This window comes from Pseudomonas sp. 25 R 14, assembly GCF_900004755.1.
Classification (GTDB): domain Bacteria; phylum Pseudomonadota; class Gammaproteobacteria; order Pseudomonadales; family Pseudomonadaceae; genus Aquipseudomonas; species Aquipseudomonas brenneri.
The window spans coordinates 16,857-33,070 of the sequence record NZ_CVTS01000021.1; the positions used below are offsets into that span (position 1 = coordinate 16,857).

Sequence of the window (16,214 nt, forward strand, 5' to 3'; positions counted from 1 at the left end):
ACACCCCGAAATCACTGGTTGGCAGCGTCCGCGGCCTTGATCAGGTCAGCGCCAATCGGCCCCTCGAACTTCTGCCACACCGGGCGCATGGCTTCACGCCATAGCTGGCGTTGCTCAGGGGTCAGCTCGATGATTTCGCTGGTCTTGGCGTCGATGATTTTTTGCTTGGCCGACTGATTCAGCGCTTCGGCCTGCTTGTTCACCTCGACGGTGACTTCGACCATGACCTGCTCCAGGACGGTGCGGATCTCTGGCGCCAGGCCATTCCAGAACTTGGCGTTAGTGATCACCATGTAGTCGATCAGGCCGTGGTTGGACTCGGTGAAGTACTTTTGCACCTCGTTGACCTTCTGGCTTTCATAGTTCGACCAGGTGTTTTCGGTGCCATTGACGGTGCCGGTCTGCAACCCCTGGTAGACCTCGGCAAAACTCATCTTGCGCGGGTTGGCGCGAATCGCCTTGAACTGTTCTTCCAGCACACTGGAGGCCTGCACGCGAAACTTCAGGCCACGGGCATCCTTGGGTTCATGCAAGGCCTTGTTGGCCGACAGTTGCTTGAGCCCGTTGTGCCAATACGCCAGGCCGAGGATGTTCTTGTCCTGCATCGACATCAGCAGTTGCTTGCCCTCGGCGGCCTGGAAACGGTCGACGGCAGCCAGGTCATTGAACAGGAATGGCAGGTCGTAGATCTGCACTTGCTTGGTGTATTGCTCGAACTTGGCCAGGGACGGCGCCAGCATCTGTACGTCGCCCAGCAGCAGCGCTTCCATTTCCTTGCCGTCGCCAAACAGTGACGAGTTGGGATACACCTCGACCTTGACCTTGCCCGGCAAGCGTTCTTCGACAAGCTTCTTGAACAGCAGCGCGCCCTGGCCTTTTGGGGTGTTTTCGGCAACCACGTGGGCGAACTTGATGACGATCGGATCCGCCGCCTGGGCCAGGCCTGCGGCAAACAACGTGGCGGCGCACAACAGCGCCCGAGAAAGCTTGAGCATGGGAATCACCTTTTTATTGTTGTGGTGGTGTCAGGCAAGGTGCCTGATGTCACGCGTGTAGTGAATTTCAAATATTTGAACCCTGCGTTCGGCCAAGCCGAACGCCAACCCTAGGAACAATGCAGCTCCAGCGCCTACATTCAGATCAGGCTTGGTCAGTCAGAGCTGGGCTGCCAGCAGCCTTTGCGCCCGCAACAACACCGGCGCATCCACCATCTGCCCATCGATCTGATAGGCCCCTGCCCCATGGGCACCGGCATCCACTACCCGCTGGGCCCAGGCCAGGTCCGCCGCACTCGGCGCCAGGGCGGCATGGATCACCTGCACCTGTTTGGGGTGGATACACAGCGCCCCGGTAAAACCCATTTCATAGGCATGTCGGATCGAGTGGCGCAGGCCCTCGGGGTCGTCGATGGCCGGGTGTACGCCATCTAGCGGAGCCTCCAGGCCGGCGGCGCGGGAGTGCACGATCAGCGCCAGGCGCGCCTGATCAAGGGCAAAATTCGCCGCCGCCGAGTGGCTGCTCAGGTTCAGGTCCAGCGCCAGGTCCAGCCCCCCAAACGACAGGCGCTGCACCTGTGGTGCATGGGCGATTTCGGCAATAGCCAGCAGGCCCTTGGCACTTTCGATAATCGGCCAGATCAGCTTGCCAGCGGCGGCCACTACTGCCACCTGCGCCGCACTTTCCACCTTCGGTAGCAGCACGCCTGCGACGTTTGCATGGGTTTTGCAGAACGCCACGTCCTCGAAGTGTTCATCATGCTCCGGTGCGTTGATCCGTACCCACACCCGGGCGTCAGGATGAGCTTGCAAGAATGCGCCAAGGTTGTCCCGCGCCTGGCGCTTGAGCGGCTCTTGCACCGCGTCTTCAAAATCCACAATCACTGCATCAGCGCCACTGGCCAGGGCCTTGGCAAAACGCTCAGGGCGGCTGCCCGGCACGAACAGCGCGGAGCGCACAATAGAATGCTTCATAACTGACCTTCCTGTTTTCACCCCTCCTGTAGGAGCCGGTTAGATGATGCCGCGAGTATTCAGGGATTCGATGGCCTCACGGGTGTAACCCAAGCGCTGGAGAATCCCTTGGTTGTGTTGCCCCAGCGCAGGCACAGCGTCCATGCGCGGGGTAAATGCGCTATTGCGTCCCGGCGGCAACAGCGACGGCAAGGGCCCGGCCGGGCTGTCGACTTCACGCCAGCTGTCACGGGCCTTGAGTTGCGGGTGATCCCACACGCCTTGCATATCGTTGACCCGCGCACTGGCGATCTGCGCGCCTTCCAGGCGCTGGATCACAGCGTGCGCGTCGAGTTGGGCAAAACTTGTGACAATGATCTGGCGCAGCACTTCGCGATTGGCCGACCGCTTGAAGTTGGCCGAGAAGCGCTCATCCGTCGCAAGCTCAGGCGTGAGCAGCACCTTGTCGCAGAACGCCGCCCATTCGCGCTCGTTCTGCAAACCGAGCATCACGGTGCCGCCGTCGCCCGTGGGAAACGGCCCATAAGGGTAGATCGTCGAATGCGCCGCGCCGGCACGCGGTGGCTGGGGAGCGCCCTCGAAGGCGTAGTACATCGGATACCCCATCCACTCCACCAGGCTTTCCAGCATGCTCACGTCGATGCGGCTGCCCTTGCCGGTCTTGCCGCGCAGCAGCAGGGCCGAGAGGATGCCGCTGTAGGCATACATGCCGGCGGAGATATCGGCAATGGAACAACCGGCCTTGGCCATCTGGTCTTCACCGGGGCCACCGGTCACCGAAAGAAAGCCGCCCTCACTCTGGATCAGCAGGTCATAGGCCTTCTTTTTTTCGTAGGGCCCGCCTTCGCCATAACCGGAAATATCGCAGACAATCAGCCGTGGAAAACGCACCTGCAGCGCCTCGAACGACAGCCCCATACGCGCCGCAGCTCCGGGCGCGAGGTTCTGCACCAGTACATCGGCATCGCCCAGCAACGTGTCGAGGATTGCACCGGCCTCATCCTGCTTGAGGTCCAGGGTCAGGCTTTCCTTGGAGCGGTTGGTCCACACAAAATGCGAGGCCAGGCCGCGCACACGCTCGTCATAGCCACGGGCGAAATCACCGCTGCCCGGGCGTTCGATCTTGATCACGCGCGCGCCTAGGTCGGCCAGTTGACGGGTACAGAATGGCGCCGCAATCGCGTGCTCCAGGCTGACCACGGTAATGCCGTCCAGCGGCCGTTGATTAGCAGTCATGACAATTCCTCAAAGCCAATGGGCCATGGACACGGCATTGCGCAGGTTCCAGGTTTTTTCGATCAAGGCGCTGGCCTGGGCCGGCGTGCGGGCACCGCTGAACTGGCAGAGGCGCTGGAACTTGTCCGCCAACTGCCCACGGCTCAGGGTGTTGCCCGGGTCACCCTTGGGCTCGTCAATCGCGCCGTGCAATGTGCGGCCATCGACGCAAGTCACGGTGACGCGGCCCAGCCAGCGTTGCGGATAGGCGTCGTCGACTTCGCGGTCGAGGGTCATGCAGACCTTGTCACGAAATTCAGCGACGGCGTGATCGCTCAAGGCCAACTGGTGAAACTCGGTGAGCCCGGCCTTGCCATGCACGGCGATCAGGCCGAGCACGGTGCCCATGGAGAATTTGGCCTGGTGTACGCTGGCCGGCACCGTCACGCGGCCGAGTACATCGATGGCGCCCTGATGCACACGCGTCTGGACCTTGGCGATATCCGCAGCGGCCAGTCCTTCGCGCTGCATCAAGTCCAGCAACGCATCGGCGGCCGGGTGGGTATGGCGGCACGAGGCGTGGAACTTGAACGAAGTTTCCAGCAGCGCCCAGCGGCTACCGAGGCCAGCCGACAATTTGCTCGGCTGCGCGTCGGTGGACATGCCTGCTGCCAAACCCTGGTCGCCTTCAAGGATATTGCGCGCACCGCTCAGGCCATCCGCCGTCAGGTACGCGGCAAGCAAGCCATCCGCAGCGGCCTTGGCCGTGTGCAATTGCTTGGAGTCGGCAGCATCGCGCAGGAACTCCCAGAGCCCGGCAGCCTGGGTGCCGGCGCTGCCGAGCAGATTGATAAACTGCTCCTCGTTGAACGCCAGCAACTTACCGACCGCCACCGCCGCCGCCAGGGTGCCGACCGTGGCCGTAGTGTGGAAGATGCGGTAGTGGGAACGGCCCATGAATTCGCCGATACGAATCCCGGCCTCATAACCGGCCACCGAGGCCAGCAACAACTCGCGACCTGATTTGCCGAGGTCTTGCGCAGCGGCCAGGGCAGCGGGGAACACCACAGTCGCCGGGTGCAACACCGAGCTGTTGTGCAAGTCATCCTGCTCCACCAGGTGCGATGAGGCTGCGTTCACCAGCGCTGCGAAATATGCACTGCTGCTGCCTGCGTTGACGATCACTTGCGCAGGTCCTGTGGCCGGGCCCATCTTTTGCGCATAGCGCTCAAATAATGGAATCGGGTGCGCGCCTTGGCTGGCCAGCGCCGAGGCCAGCCAATCCAGGTAAAGATCTTCGGTACGTGCCAGCACCGCCTCGGGCAACTGCGGGTAATTCAACTCGGCAAGGAACCGACACAAGGCTTGGGTATGACTCATGTTCAGGCCCTCAAAAGCTGCGTGGCAGTTCGAGCAAATGCTCGGCCACGTAAGACAGGATCAGGTTGGTGGAGATCGGTGCCACCTGGTACAGGCGCGTTTCGCGGAATTTGCGCTCCACGTCGTACTCGCAGGCAAAACCAAAACCACCATGGGTTTGCAGGCAGGCATTGGCCGCTTCCCAGGACGCCTTGGCCGCCAGGTACTTGGCCATGTTGGCGCTGGCCCCGGCATTCACGCCGCTGTCGTATTCCTCGCAGGCACGCCAGCGCATCAGGTCCGCCGCTTCGATCTCGATATGGGCTTGGGCTATCGGGAACTGTACGCCCTGGTTCTGCCCGATGGGCCGGCCAAACACCACGCGATCCCGGGCATAGGCGCTGGCCTTTTCGATAAACCAGCGGCCATCGCCGATACACTCGGCAGCGATCAGCGTGCGCTCGGCATTCAAGCCGTCGAGGATGTATTTGAAGCCCTTGCCCTCCTCGCCGATCAAACTGTCCAGGGGCAGTTGCAGGTTGTCGAAGAACAACTCGTTGGTCTCGTGGTTGACCATATTGGCGATGGGTTGCACGGTCAGGCCGTTGCCGATGGCTTCGCGCAGGTCCACCAGGAAGATCGACATACCTTCGGACTTTTTCTTCACCTCGGCCAGCGGCGTGGTGCGCGCCAGCAGAATCATCAGGTCGGAATGCTGCACCCGCGAGATCCACACCTTCTGCCCATTGATCACGTATTTGTCGCCACGCTTGATTGCGGAGGTCTTGATCTTGGTGGTGTCGGTGCCGGTGGTGGGCTCGGTGACAGCCATGGATTGCAGGCGCAATTCGCCGCTGGCCAGCCTGGGCAGGTAGAAGCGCTTTTGCGCCTCGCTGCCGTGACGCAGCAGGGTGAACATGTTGTACATCTGGCCATGGACAGTGCCGGAGTTGCCGCCGCAGCGGTTGACTTCCTCAAGGATCACCGAGGCTTCGGCCAGGCCCAGGCCGGAGCCGCCGTATTCCTCGGGAATCATCGCCGACAGCCAGCCAGCATCGGTCAGGGCCTTGACGAAGGTTTCGGGAAAGCCCTTTTCTTCATCGACTTTGCGCCAGTAAGCGGCATCGAATTCAGCGCACAAGGCCCGCACGCCTTCGCGGATGGCGTTGAGTTCTTCGTTGTCATTGGGGTTCATAAACGGCTCTCCGCCTGTTGTTCTTGGATTATTCGAAATGCACTTCAGCTTGCTGCGCCAGGCCGTCGGCGTTACCGGCCCATAGCTGGGCAACACCGGCCGCCATCACCCGCCCGCCCACTTCAAACGGCTGCGGCGCAATCAACGGCCGCACGCCGCGATAGGCGAACCGGCGCAAAGTCGCGTCGGGATGCGCTCGGCAAAAGGCACGCAGGCTCAAGGTGGCAATCAGCGGCCCATGCACCACCAGCCCCGAATAGCCTTCGGTGCCGGTCACGTAGGGGTAGTCGTAGTGAATGCGGTGGCCGTTGAAGGTCACGGCGCTGTAGCGAAACAGCAGAGTCGACGTGGGTTCGATCACCTCAAGCCACTCGCCCCGGACCAGGGCATCACCGCTGCCCGACTTGGGCGGCGTGGGCTCGCGGTAGACGATATCCTGCTCTTCGCGGATCGCCAGGCGGCCGTCCTGGGAATAGTCGTGGCGCACGGTGACGAACAACAACGAGCCACTGCGACCGGTCTTTTCCTCGACCTGGGTGATGGTCGACACGCGGGTTGCCGCCTCACCGGCACGCAGGGCATGCAGGAACTCGATACGCCCGCCGGCCCACATGCGGTTGCGGTTATCGGCCGGCGGCAGGAACCCGCCCCGGGCCGGATGGCCGTCGGCACCCAGGGCGGTTTCCGGCAACGGGTCCTGGAAGAAGCACCACTGCCATAGCGGTGGTAAATCCGCTCCGTCGTCCGGCACCGCCTCGCCGAAGGTGGTGGCAATACGCTTGAGTAGGTTACAGCTCAAATGGTCACGGGTGGTTTCGCTTCGGCCGATCCAATCAGTGGCGCTCATCGGGTGCAGGTCCTCGGGCAGTGGGTGTCTGCCCCGGATCATGCAAGCGCCTGGCCGTTCTGAGAATTTGCATTTCAATAAACCAGCGTTCGGTTATGCTGAACGCCGCCGTCCTTACCCGGGAGCCTTGCATGCACTTCGACCTGGCCGACCTGCGCCTGTTTATCCATATCGCCGAATCCCCCAGCCTGACCCAGGGCGCCAAACGCGCGTTTCTCTCGCCGGCGGCTGCCAGTGCCCGGATCAAGGCCCTGGAGGGCCAACTGGATACGCGCCTGCTGTACCGTGACAGTCGCGGCGTGGAAATCACCCCGGCCGGCGAGCGACTGCTGCATCACGCACGGCTGATCATGCGCCAGGTCGATTACCTGAAAAGCGAATTCACCCAATATGGCGCCGACTCCGCCGGGCATATCCGCATCTTCGCCAACACCACGGCGGTCACCGAGTTTCTCCCGGAAATCCTCGCTGGCTTCCTCTCCCAGCGCCCGGGTGTAACGGTCGACCTGCAAGAGCGCCTGTCCCGCGACATCGTGCGCGGCGTGCTCGACGGCACCAGTGACATGGGCATCATCGCCGGCCCCGTGCAGGCACCGGGCTTGCAGGTATTGCATTTCAGCACCGACCACCTGGTACTGACGGTGCCGGTGGGCCATCCCTTGGCCAACCAGCCGGCAGTCACCCTGGAGCAAACCCTGGCCTATCAACATATCGGCCTGCACGAAGGCAGCACCTTGCTCAGTTTCTTGCGTGAACACGTCGAACGCCTGGGCAAGCAGCTGTCACTGCGTATCCAGATGTCGAGCTTCGAGGCCATCTGCCGGATGGTCGAAGCCGGGGTCGGCATCGGCATCATCCCCGAGTCCGCTGCCGTGCGGCACAGCCGGACCATGCAACTGGTGACCGTCAAGCTCGATGAAAGCTGGGCGGTGCGCGAACGCAGCATTCTGGTACGCGAACTGGATGCCCTGCCGGGGGCGATCAAGGCACTGATTGCCACTTTGCGAGCAGAGCCAACAGGCTGAAACCCGCGCTTAACAGTCTTTGACAGTTTCCCGACAAAGCTGTCAAAGACCGCTGGACACCCACTGCCTAGCATTTGAGCCTTCGATAGAACGATGAAGGCCATCATGCGTACAAAAACGATCTACCTGTCTGCCACGTCACTGTGGCTGGTTACCTGGGCCCAACTGTCCACCGCGGCTGACTGGGAGTACAGCCTTCAGGCCGGCGTAGCCAGCATGCCACGCTATAGCGGCAGCGATGAGCGGACGACCTTGCCAGTGCTGGGCGGGCAAATCGTCAGCCCGTGGGGGATTTTCCTCGACACCCATACGGGGCTGGGTTGGGGCTATGAGGATGACAACGCCAGCTTCAGCGCCTACGTCGGGGCCAGTGCGTCGCGCAAGGACAAGAAGAAAAGCGGCCACCTCGGCTCCGATCGACTCAAGGGCATGGGCGATATCAAGTCGCGGCCGCAGATCGGCGTCAGCGCCAGCTACACCTTGGGCTCGGCGATCCTGGGCGCGACCCTGGAACATGCCTTGGAGGAAGACGACAAGAAAGACAGCGGCAAGGCGTTCACCTCGTTAGAACTGAGCATCGGCACCAACCTGTATGACGGTGACTACGGCACCGTGGACGCCAGCCTCAACAGCCGTTTTGGCGATAGCAACTATGTGCAGACCTGGTATGGCGTGACCCCAGGCCAGGCCCAGCGCAGCCGCTTTCGCGCGTATGACGCCAAGGGCGGGATGGTCAGCCGCGGCTTGAATGTGAGCTGGACCCTGCCCATCAGCGACCAGACCACCTTCTCCACCCAGCTGGATATGCAGTATTTGTCCGGCGATGCGGGTAAAAGCCCGATTGTCGAGCGCAGGATGCAGACGTCGGTGATGGGCGTGCTGAACTACACCTTCTGATCCGATAACCGCTTCAACTGTAGGAGCTGGCTTGCCAGCGATAGCGGTCTGTCAGTGATAGATGTACTGATTGATCCACCGCAATCGCAGCCTCGCCGGGGCTCGACAGCTCCCACCTTTGATCTTCACTCAGCCCAAAATCCCGGCTCCACCGCCAATCCCCTGTGGGAGCTGTCGAGCTTCAGCGAGGCTGCGATGGCGGCGGCACAGGCAGCGAAGATGTCGCCTGATCCACCGCTATCGCAGCCTCGCTAAAGCTCGACAGCGCCTATCAAAAATAAAATAAGCTGCTGATTTTAAAGGGTTAAAAATTACCTCTAAAAGCTGAAATTTAGTAGGTGCCTCCAGTTTGCTGCGCGACAGCGCTACGTCGAAGAGGTAGTGGGGACTCCCACATATTTTGAACTTCACAGGATCAGTCGGCATAAGCCCAGGTCATGCGGAACGACGCCCCGCCCCACTGCGAATCCAGGACCTGTACCTGCCCGCCGTGCCACTGGCTCACCCTCTGCACCAATGCCAACCCCAGGCCGAAGCCACCGGTGCGACGGTCACGGCTGGCGTCCAGGCGCATAAAGGGCTGGAAGATTTTCTCCCGACCGTCCTCGGGAACGCCGGGGCCATCGTCGCAGACACGGACCTCATACCCACCGCCAAACCTGACCAGCGACACCTCCACCCGATGCTCGGCGTATCGAATGGCGTTGCGCAGCAGGTTGATCACCGCGCGCGCCATAAATCGCGGCTCGATCTGGATGAAATCGACTTCACAGGTGCGCAGTGACAACTGCACGCCTTCGGCCTCCGCTTCCAGGGCCACGCTGCCGATCACACTGTCGAGCCAGCTGTGGGCTTCGATATTCTCCCGGGTGACCTGCGTTGCACCACGCTCCAGGCTGGCGTAGGTCAACAGTTCGGAAACCATTTCCTCCAGCTCGCCGAGGTCGGCGTACATGTCGCCAATCAGCGCGCGACTCTGGCGCGGATCCGCTTCCTGCTTGAGCTGATCGAGCTCGAACGACAGGCGCGCAATCGGTGTGCGCAACTCATGGGACACCGCATTGGTCAGTTCGCGCTGGTTGGCGATCAGGTGCTCGATGCGCTCGGCCATCTGGTTGAAGTGCCCGGCCAACTCACGCACGGTGGAGCGGCGCGGCAACAGGATGCGCGAGCCCAGGTCATTGTCACCAAAGCGCTGGGCCGCCAGGCGGATGTGCTCCAGGTCACGCCAGTGCGGCCGCACCCAGAAATACAGGACGATGGCCAGACACAAGCCCAATAAGCTGTAGGCCCACAGGTACAGCCAGCGCGGTTCCACCGGCAGCTTGACCTCAAGCAACTGCACGCCGCCGTCGATTTCAGTAATGAATTCCATGAAATCGCCGCGCACCACCAACTTGCCGTCTGCCAGTAATTGTTGTTCGCGGGGGTTGAGCCCGGCGGCGTCGCGGTCAATAAACCCCAGGCGCAAGCCATAGTGCTTTTGCAGCTCGGCCAGGCGCGCCACGCGGGCCTCGCCAGCCGGCAATGGACGCAACTGCTCCACCAGGCCGTAGGCCGGACCGCGCAAGGCTTCACGGTTGTAGGTTTCGTTGGCTTCGGGCAGCAATTCGTCGAAGGTGTAGTTCACCAGCCAGATCGCCCCTGCCAACCCCAGGGCCAGGATGATGTAAAGACGCAGGAACAGGCGCAGCATCTGGCTAGACCTCCCAGGCAAACGGATTGAACAGGTAGCCCTTGCCCCAGATGGTCTTGATGCACACGGGCTCGCGGGGGTTGTCGTTGAGTTTGCTGCGCAGCTTGCTGATATACACATCGACACTGCGGTTGAGCCCATCGAAGGCGATCCCGCGCATGCGATTGAGGATATCGTCACGCGAGAGGATCTTCCCCGCGCTGCTGGCCAGCAACCACAACAACTCGAACTCCATGGTGGTCAGGTCGATCTTCTCGTCACCCAGGCTCACCCCCCGGCAGCTGCGATCAATCGCCAACTGGCCGAACGCCAGCGAACCACGCACGGTCGGCTCGGGCGCCTGGCGCCGTTGCAGGGCCCGCAGGCGCGCCAGCAACACCGGGGGCTTGATGGGTTTGATGACATAGTCATCGGCGCCGGACTCCAGGCCGAGGATGTGGTCCAGGTCATCTTCCTTGGCGGTGAGGATCACGATGGGCGTGTCGGACACATTACGAATTTCGCGACACACATGCAGGCCGCTCTGGCCTGGCAGCATCAGGTCAAGGACGACGATCTTGGGCTTGAATGCGAGAAAGGCCGCCAAGGCCTGATCCCCGCGATACACGGTCGACACCTCGAAACCGTGCTGGGACAGGAAGTGCGCAATCAGGCCTGCAAGCTTCTGATCATCCTCAACGAGCAATACCCTGCCAAGACCCAAGTTTTCCATAAGCTTCCACTGTACGAGCACTGATTGAAGTGCGCGCATTATAGGGGCCAACACCGGTCGACACGCGCACCCAACCCCTTTGCCGAGGGGCTTTGGCGCAAACTTCATGTTTTTAAGAGTTTTTAACAAATAGCCCGCAGTCTTTTACGGGGGTTTAGCCTCAGGCTGGCACGCCGCTGTGGAAACGGAACTCGACGTCCGGCGATTCGATCAACGCCTGCTCGGCGGCACGCACCCGTTCGATCACTTGGGCAACGTCCTTGGCCTCACCATACTGATAGGCCAACTTCAGGTAACCCTGGAAATGCCGCGCCTCGCTTTTCAGCAGGCCGAAATAAAACTTGCCGAGCTCTTCGTCCAGATGTGGCACCAGTGCTTCGAAACGCTCGCAACTACGGGCTTCGATAAAGGCGCCCACCACCAGGGTATCCACCAACTTGACCGGTTCGTGGCTGCGTACCACCTTGCGCAAGCCCGAGGCATACCGGCTGGCATGCAGCTGGCGCAGCTCGATCTTGCGCTTTTTCATCAGGCGCATGACCTGCTCATGGTGCACCAGCTCTTCGCGGGCCAGGCGCGACATCATGTTGATCAGGTCGACATGGGAGTGGTACTTGGCAATCAGGCTCAAGGCGGTGCTGGCGGCCTTGAACTCGCAGTTCTTGTGGTCGATCAGCATCGTTTCCTGGTCGGCCAGTGCCGCCTGGACCCAGGCGTCGGGGGTGCGGCAACCGAGGAAGTCGTGGATTTCTGGCAGGTTCATCGGGCTCACGGGCAAAGGATCACAAAAGGCCGCCGATTATACCGACCCCGCCGCAGACCACCAGTCACGGGCCTTGATGTGCATCAACATGACGTACGGCGGGCAACAACTATAGTTGTTCCAAGCCTTGCCCTTCCCACCCCTGGAGATCCCGCTCATGAACGAAATTGGCAAAATCCTGGTGATCATCGAGCCCGAACATTCAGAAAGCCTGGCCCTCAAGCGCGCCAAGCTGATTGCCGGGGTGACCGACGCCCACCTGCATTTGCTGGTGTGCGACAGAAAACATGAGCATTCGGCATTGCTGAGCTTGCTCAAGGAACAACTGCTAGCAGACGGCTACAGCGTCAGCACCGAACAGGCCTGGAGCAACAACCGACACGAAACCATCATCGACGTTCAACAGGCCGAAGGGTGCGCATTGGTGATCAAGCAGCACTACCCCGACAGCCCGTTGAAAAAGGCCCTGCTGACGCCGGATGACTGGAAACTCTTGCGCTTGTGCCCAGCGGCAGTGCTGTTGGTCAAGACCGCGACCCCATGGACCGACGGTGTGATCCTGGCGGCCATCGACGTGGGCAACCTCGATAACGAGCATAAAACCCTGCATGCCGCCATTGTCGATCATGGTTTTGACATCGCCAGCCTGGCCAAGGGTCAGTTGCATGTGATCAGCGCCCATCCGTCGCCCATGTTGTCGGCCGCGGATCCGGTGTTCCAGCTCAAGGAAACCATCGAAGCCCGCTATCGCGAGCAGTGCAAGGCATTCCAGGCCGAATTCGACATTGATGACAGCCGCCTGCATATCGAAGAAGGCCCGGCCGATGTGCTGATTCCCCATGCTGCCCATAAATTGCGCGCGGCGGTTACGATCATTGGCACCGTGGCGCGCACCGGGATTTCCGGGGCATTGATTGGCAATACGGCGGAAGTGGTGCTGGATGCGCTGGAGAGTGATGTGCTGGTACTCAAGCCCCAGAGCATCATCGATCACCTGGAAGAACTGGCCAGCCAGGAATAACAAAGATCAAAAATGTGGGAGCGGGCTTGCTCCCACATTTTGATCGGTGTCTTCAGCCAGAAAGTGCATCCTTGAGGAACCCAGGCGCGATGTAACGCTGGTAATGCGCCTCGGACAGGATAAAAAACTCCCGATCAATGGCATCGCGCAGTTCCGGCAGGTTCCAGTCGCGAAACTCCGGCATCAGCACCATCCCATAGGCTTCCAGATTGTTGATCACCCGCGCACCCCGGGCGATCAACTGGTAGGCCCAGCAGTATTCGGACTGGTGCGGCACAAAGCGGATTTTGCGCTGTTCCAGCTGCCAACGCAGCTGTTTGGGATCGAAAACCTCCAGTTTGCCCGCCATGACCTGCACCAGCAGTTGCTCAAGCCGCAGCCATACGGCACGTTTTTCTTCCTCGCCATAGCCGTTCCACTGGATCACTTCGTGGTGGAAACGCTTGCAGCCCCGGCATACAAGATCGCCGTAAACCGTGGAGCACAGGCCGATGCAGGGGGTCTTGATGGTTTGGTTGGACATGGGTGGCAACGCACGAATCAGAAACAGTGGCCCATGTTAGCCCTTTGTCTAAGGTTCATCACCCTGCAAACTTGCTGTGGCAACTTACCTTTAGAAATTTTTTGCCGTAGAATCATCCGGCCTTGTAAGGCGCCAAATAATCCGTTGGAAGCTGTTTTCAAAGCGTCACGAGCACAGTCGTTCCTTCAGAACGGTGTTGGCGCTGGTTATTTACCCTTTAAATAACCAGCGCCAACCCTCATCAGCTCCGTTCTGCAGGCGTAAAACTTTGAAAGCAGCTTCTGTGAGAAATGCCGGCAGCGCTGGCTCTACGGCCCAAAAAGCCCCCGAGCGCATGCGTGCCGTGCATGTCTGGATGAGCGTCCCGTGGGACCACTGATGAGGGTAATAACTGTGCTTGAAGCCTACCGCAAACATATCGAAGAGCGTGCAGCCCTGGGTATCGTTCCCCAGCCGCTAAACGCCGAACAAACCGCAGGCCTGGTCGAGCTGCTAAAAAATCCCCCGGCTGGCGAAGAAGAGTTCCTCGTTGACCTGATCACCAACCGCATTCCACCAGGCGTTGACGAAGCTGCCTACGTCAAGGCCGGTTTCCTGTCTGCCCTGGCCAAGGGCGAAGTCTCTTCTCCCCTGATCGACAAAAAACGCGCTGTTGAACTGCTCGGCACCATGCAAGGCGGCTACAACATCGTGACCCTGGTCGAGCTGTTGGACGACGCCGAACTGGCCGCCGTTGCAGCTGCCCAGCTCAAGCACACCCTGCTGATGTTCGATGCTTTCCACGACGTCGCGGAAAAAGCCAAGAATGGCAACCAGCACGCCAAGGAAGTGATCCAGTCCTGGGCCGACGGCGAGTGGTTCAAGAACCGCCCGACCCTGGCCGACAAGATCAGCCTGCGCGTGTTCAAGGTCACCGGCGAAACCAACACCGACGACCTGTCCCCTGCTCCCGATGCCTGGTCCCGTCCGGACATCCCGCTGCACGCCCTGGCCATGCTGAAAATGGCCCGTGAAGGCATCGTGCCGGACGAGCAAGGCAAGACCGGCCCGATGAAGCAGATCGAAGAAATGCGCGGCCAGGGCTTCCCGATCGCCTACGTCGGTGACGTGGTCGGTACCGGTTCGTCCCGTAAGTCGGCGACCAACTCGGTACTGTGGTTCTTCGGCGACGACGTTCCTTACGTGCCGAACAAGCGCGCTGGCGGCTTCTGCTTCGGCAGCAAGATCGCTCCAATCTTCTACAACACCATGGAAGATGCTGGCGCACTGCCAATCGAATTCGACGTCACCAACATGCACATGGGCGACGTGATCGACCTGTACCCGCATGCTGGCAAAGTCTGCAAGCACGGCACCGATGAAGTCCTGACCACCTTCGAAATGAAGACCCCGGTCCTGTTGGACGAAGTCCGTGCCGGCGGTCGTATCCCGCTGATCATCGGCCGTGGCCTGACCGAGAAGGCGCGCACCGAACTGGGCCTGGGCCCTACCGACCTGTTCAAGCTGCCTGAAGCACCTGTCGACACTGGCAAGGGTTTCACCCTGGCGCAGAAAATGGTCGGCAAGGCCTGCGGCCTGCCAGAAGGCAAAGGCGTTCGCCCAGGTACTTACTGCGAACCGAAGATGACCACCGTCGGCTCCCAGGACACCACAGGTCCCATGACCCGTGACGAACTAAAAGACCTGGCGTGCCTGGGCTTCTCGACCGATCTGGTGATGCAGTCCTTCTGCCACACCGCGGCTTACCCTAAGCCGATCGACGTGACCACCCACCACACCCTGCCTGACTTCATCATGACCCGTGGCGGTGTATCGCTGCGTCCAGGCGACGGCATCATCCACAGCTGGCTGAACCGCATGCTGCTGCCGGACACCGTGGGTACCGGTGGTGACTCCCACACCCGTTTCCCGATGGGCATCTCGTTCCCGGCCGGTTCTGGCCTGGTCGCGTTCGCCGCAGCCACTGGCGTGATGCCACTGGACATGCCGGAATCGATCCTGGTGCGCTTCAAAGGCAAAATGAAACCTGGCATCACCCTGCGTGACCTGGTTCATGCCATTCCTTACTACGCGATCCAGTCCGGCCTGCTGACCGTTGAGAAGAAAGGCAAGAAAAACGCCTTCTCCGGCCGCATCCTGGAAATCGAAGGCCTGAACGACCTGACGCTGGAACAGGCTTTCGAACTGTCCGACGCCTCGGCCGAACGTTCGGCTGCCGGTTGCACCATCAAGCTGTCGAAAGACTCCGTGACCGAGTACCTGAACTCCAACATCACCCTGCTGCGCTGGATGATCGGTGAAGGCTACGGCGATGCGCGTACCCTGGAACGTCGTGCCCAAGCGATGGAAGCCTGGGTTGCCAACCCAGAACTGATGGAAGCCGATGCCGACGCCGAATACGCCGAAGTCATCGAGATCGACCTGGCACACATCAACGAGCCAATCCTCTGCGCACCAAACGACCCGGATGACGCCCGTCTGCTGTCCAGCGTGGCTGGCGAGAAGATCGACGAAGTGTTCATCGGTTCGTGCATGACCAACATCGGTCACTTCCGCGCTGCCGGCAAGTTGCTGGAACAGGTCAAGGGTCAGCTGCCAACCCGTCTGTGGCTGTCGCCGCCGACCAAGATGGACGCTCACCAACTGACCGAAGAAGGCTACTACGGCATCTACGGCAAGGCTGGCGCGCGCATGGAAATGCCGGGCTGCTCGCTGTGCATGGGTAACCAGGCACGTGTTGAGCCGAATTCGACCGTAGTGTCGACGTCGACCCGTAACTTCCCGAACCGTCTGGGTGATGGCGCCAACGTCTACCTGGCCTCGGCCGAGCTGGCGGCAGTCGCCTCCACGCTGGGTCGCCTGCCGACCGTCGAAGAGTACATGGGCTACGCGGCCAAACTGGACACCATGGCCAGTGACGTCTACCGCTACCTGAACTTCGACCAGATCGCAGAGTTCCGCAAAATCGCTGCAAGCGCCAACATTCCGGTG

The 16,214-nt window shown here is 60.8% G+C and carries 14 protein-coding genes; 4 read left to right on the plus strand and 10 right to left on the minus strand.

Annotation, left to right across the window (positions count from 1 at the left end; translation table 11 throughout):
* Positions 1-11: 11 nt before the first annotated feature.
* From BFQ03_RS03710 to BFQ03_RS03735, 6 genes are all read right to left on the minus strand, one after another.
* Entirely contained in the window at positions 12-995 is a 984-nt protein-coding gene (locus tag BFQ03_RS03710) for a TRAP transporter substrate-binding protein (protein ID WP_065942492.1), read from the minus strand.
* 159 nt (positions 996-1,154) lie between these two features.
* A complete protein-coding gene (locus tag BFQ03_RS03715) occupies positions 1,155-1,970 on the minus strand; it encodes an HpcH/HpaI aldolase/citrate lyase family protein (RefSeq protein WP_032860861.1) in 816 nt (271 codons plus the stop codon).
* A gap of 39 nt (positions 1,971-2,009) precedes the next feature.
* Complete coding sequence (locus tag BFQ03_RS03720) at positions 2,010-3,206, minus strand: CaiB/BaiF CoA transferase family protein (protein WP_032860863.1); 1,197 nt, start codon at positions 3,204-3,206, stop codon at positions 2,010-2,012.
* A gap of 9 nt (positions 3,207-3,215) precedes the next feature.
* Positions 3,216-4,565, minus strand: a complete 1,350-nt coding sequence (locus tag BFQ03_RS03725; RefSeq protein WP_065942493.1) for an MmgE/PrpD family protein — start codon at positions 4,563-4,565, stop codon at positions 3,216-3,218.
* 10 nt (positions 4,566-4,575) lie between these two features.
* Complete coding sequence (locus BFQ03_RS03730; RefSeq protein ID WP_065942494.1) at positions 4,576-5,739, minus strand: acyl-CoA dehydrogenase family protein; 1,164 nt, start codon at positions 5,737-5,739, stop codon at positions 4,576-4,578.
* A gap of 28 nt (positions 5,740-5,767) precedes the next feature.
* Positions 5,768-6,586 (minus strand): HTD2 family dehydratase, encoded by an 819-nt coding sequence (locus BFQ03_RS03735; RefSeq protein ID WP_032860867.1) that lies wholly within the window; start codon positions 6,584-6,586, stop codon positions 5,768-5,770.
* A 131-nt stretch (positions 6,587-6,717) separates the two neighbouring features.
* Between BFQ03_RS03735 and BFQ03_RS03740 the strand changes: the two genes are divergently transcribed.
* Both BFQ03_RS03740 and BFQ03_RS03745 read left to right on the plus strand, forming a co-directional pair.
* On the plus strand, positions 6,718-7,611 hold the full coding sequence (locus BFQ03_RS03740; protein ID WP_032860868.1) for a LysR family transcriptional regulator: 894 nt from the start codon (positions 6,718-6,720) through the stop codon (positions 7,609-7,611).
* A 105-nt stretch (positions 7,612-7,716) separates the two neighbouring features.
* The gene (locus BFQ03_RS03745) at positions 7,717-8,508 is read left to right on the plus strand and encodes a MipA/OmpV family protein (protein ID WP_032861113.1); all 792 of its coding nucleotides are present in this window, start codon (positions 7,717-7,719) and stop codon (positions 8,506-8,508) included.
* Positions 8,509-8,923: 415 nt separating this feature from the next.
* On the opposite strand, the gene BFQ03_RS03750 is transcribed toward BFQ03_RS03745, so the two are convergent.
* From BFQ03_RS03750 to miaE, 3 genes are all read right to left on the minus strand, one after another.
* Positions 8,924-10,204 (minus strand): ATP-binding protein, encoded by a 1,281-nt coding sequence (locus tag BFQ03_RS03750; protein WP_065942495.1) that lies wholly within the window; start codon positions 10,202-10,204, stop codon positions 8,924-8,926.
* A 4-nt stretch (positions 10,205-10,208) separates the two neighbouring features.
* Positions 10,209-10,916: a response regulator gene (locus BFQ03_RS03755; protein WP_032860870.1), complete on the minus strand. Its 708-nt coding sequence runs from the start codon at positions 10,914-10,916 to the stop codon at positions 10,209-10,211.
* Positions 10,917-11,076: 160 nt separating this feature from the next.
* Positions 11,077-11,679 carry a MiaE family protein gene (gene miaE / locus BFQ03_RS03760; protein WP_032860871.1) on the minus strand — a complete coding sequence of 201 codons (603 nt, stop codon included), beginning with the start codon at positions 11,677-11,679 and terminating at the stop codon, positions 11,077-11,079.
* A 157-nt stretch (positions 11,680-11,836) separates the two neighbouring features.
* On the opposite strand from miaE, the gene BFQ03_RS03765 reads away from it, so the two are divergent.
* On the plus strand, positions 11,837-12,700 hold the full coding sequence (locus BFQ03_RS03765; protein ID WP_032860872.1) for a universal stress protein: 864 nt from the start codon (positions 11,837-11,839) through the stop codon (positions 12,698-12,700).
* A 52-nt stretch (positions 12,701-12,752) separates the two neighbouring features.
* On the opposite strand, the gene BFQ03_RS03770 is transcribed toward BFQ03_RS03765, so the two are convergent.
* Complete coding sequence (locus BFQ03_RS03770; RefSeq protein ID WP_029294834.1) at positions 12,753-13,223, minus strand: DUF1289 domain-containing protein; 471 nt, start codon at positions 13,221-13,223, stop codon at positions 12,753-12,755.
* Positions 13,224-13,616: 393 nt separating this feature from the next.
* Here BFQ03_RS03770 and acnB point away from each other — a divergent pair.
* Positions 13,617-16,214 (plus strand): bifunctional aconitate hydratase 2/2-methylisocitrate dehydratase (acnB, locus tag BFQ03_RS03775; RefSeq protein ID WP_065942496.1); only part of this gene is annotated, 2,598 nt, incomplete at its 3' end.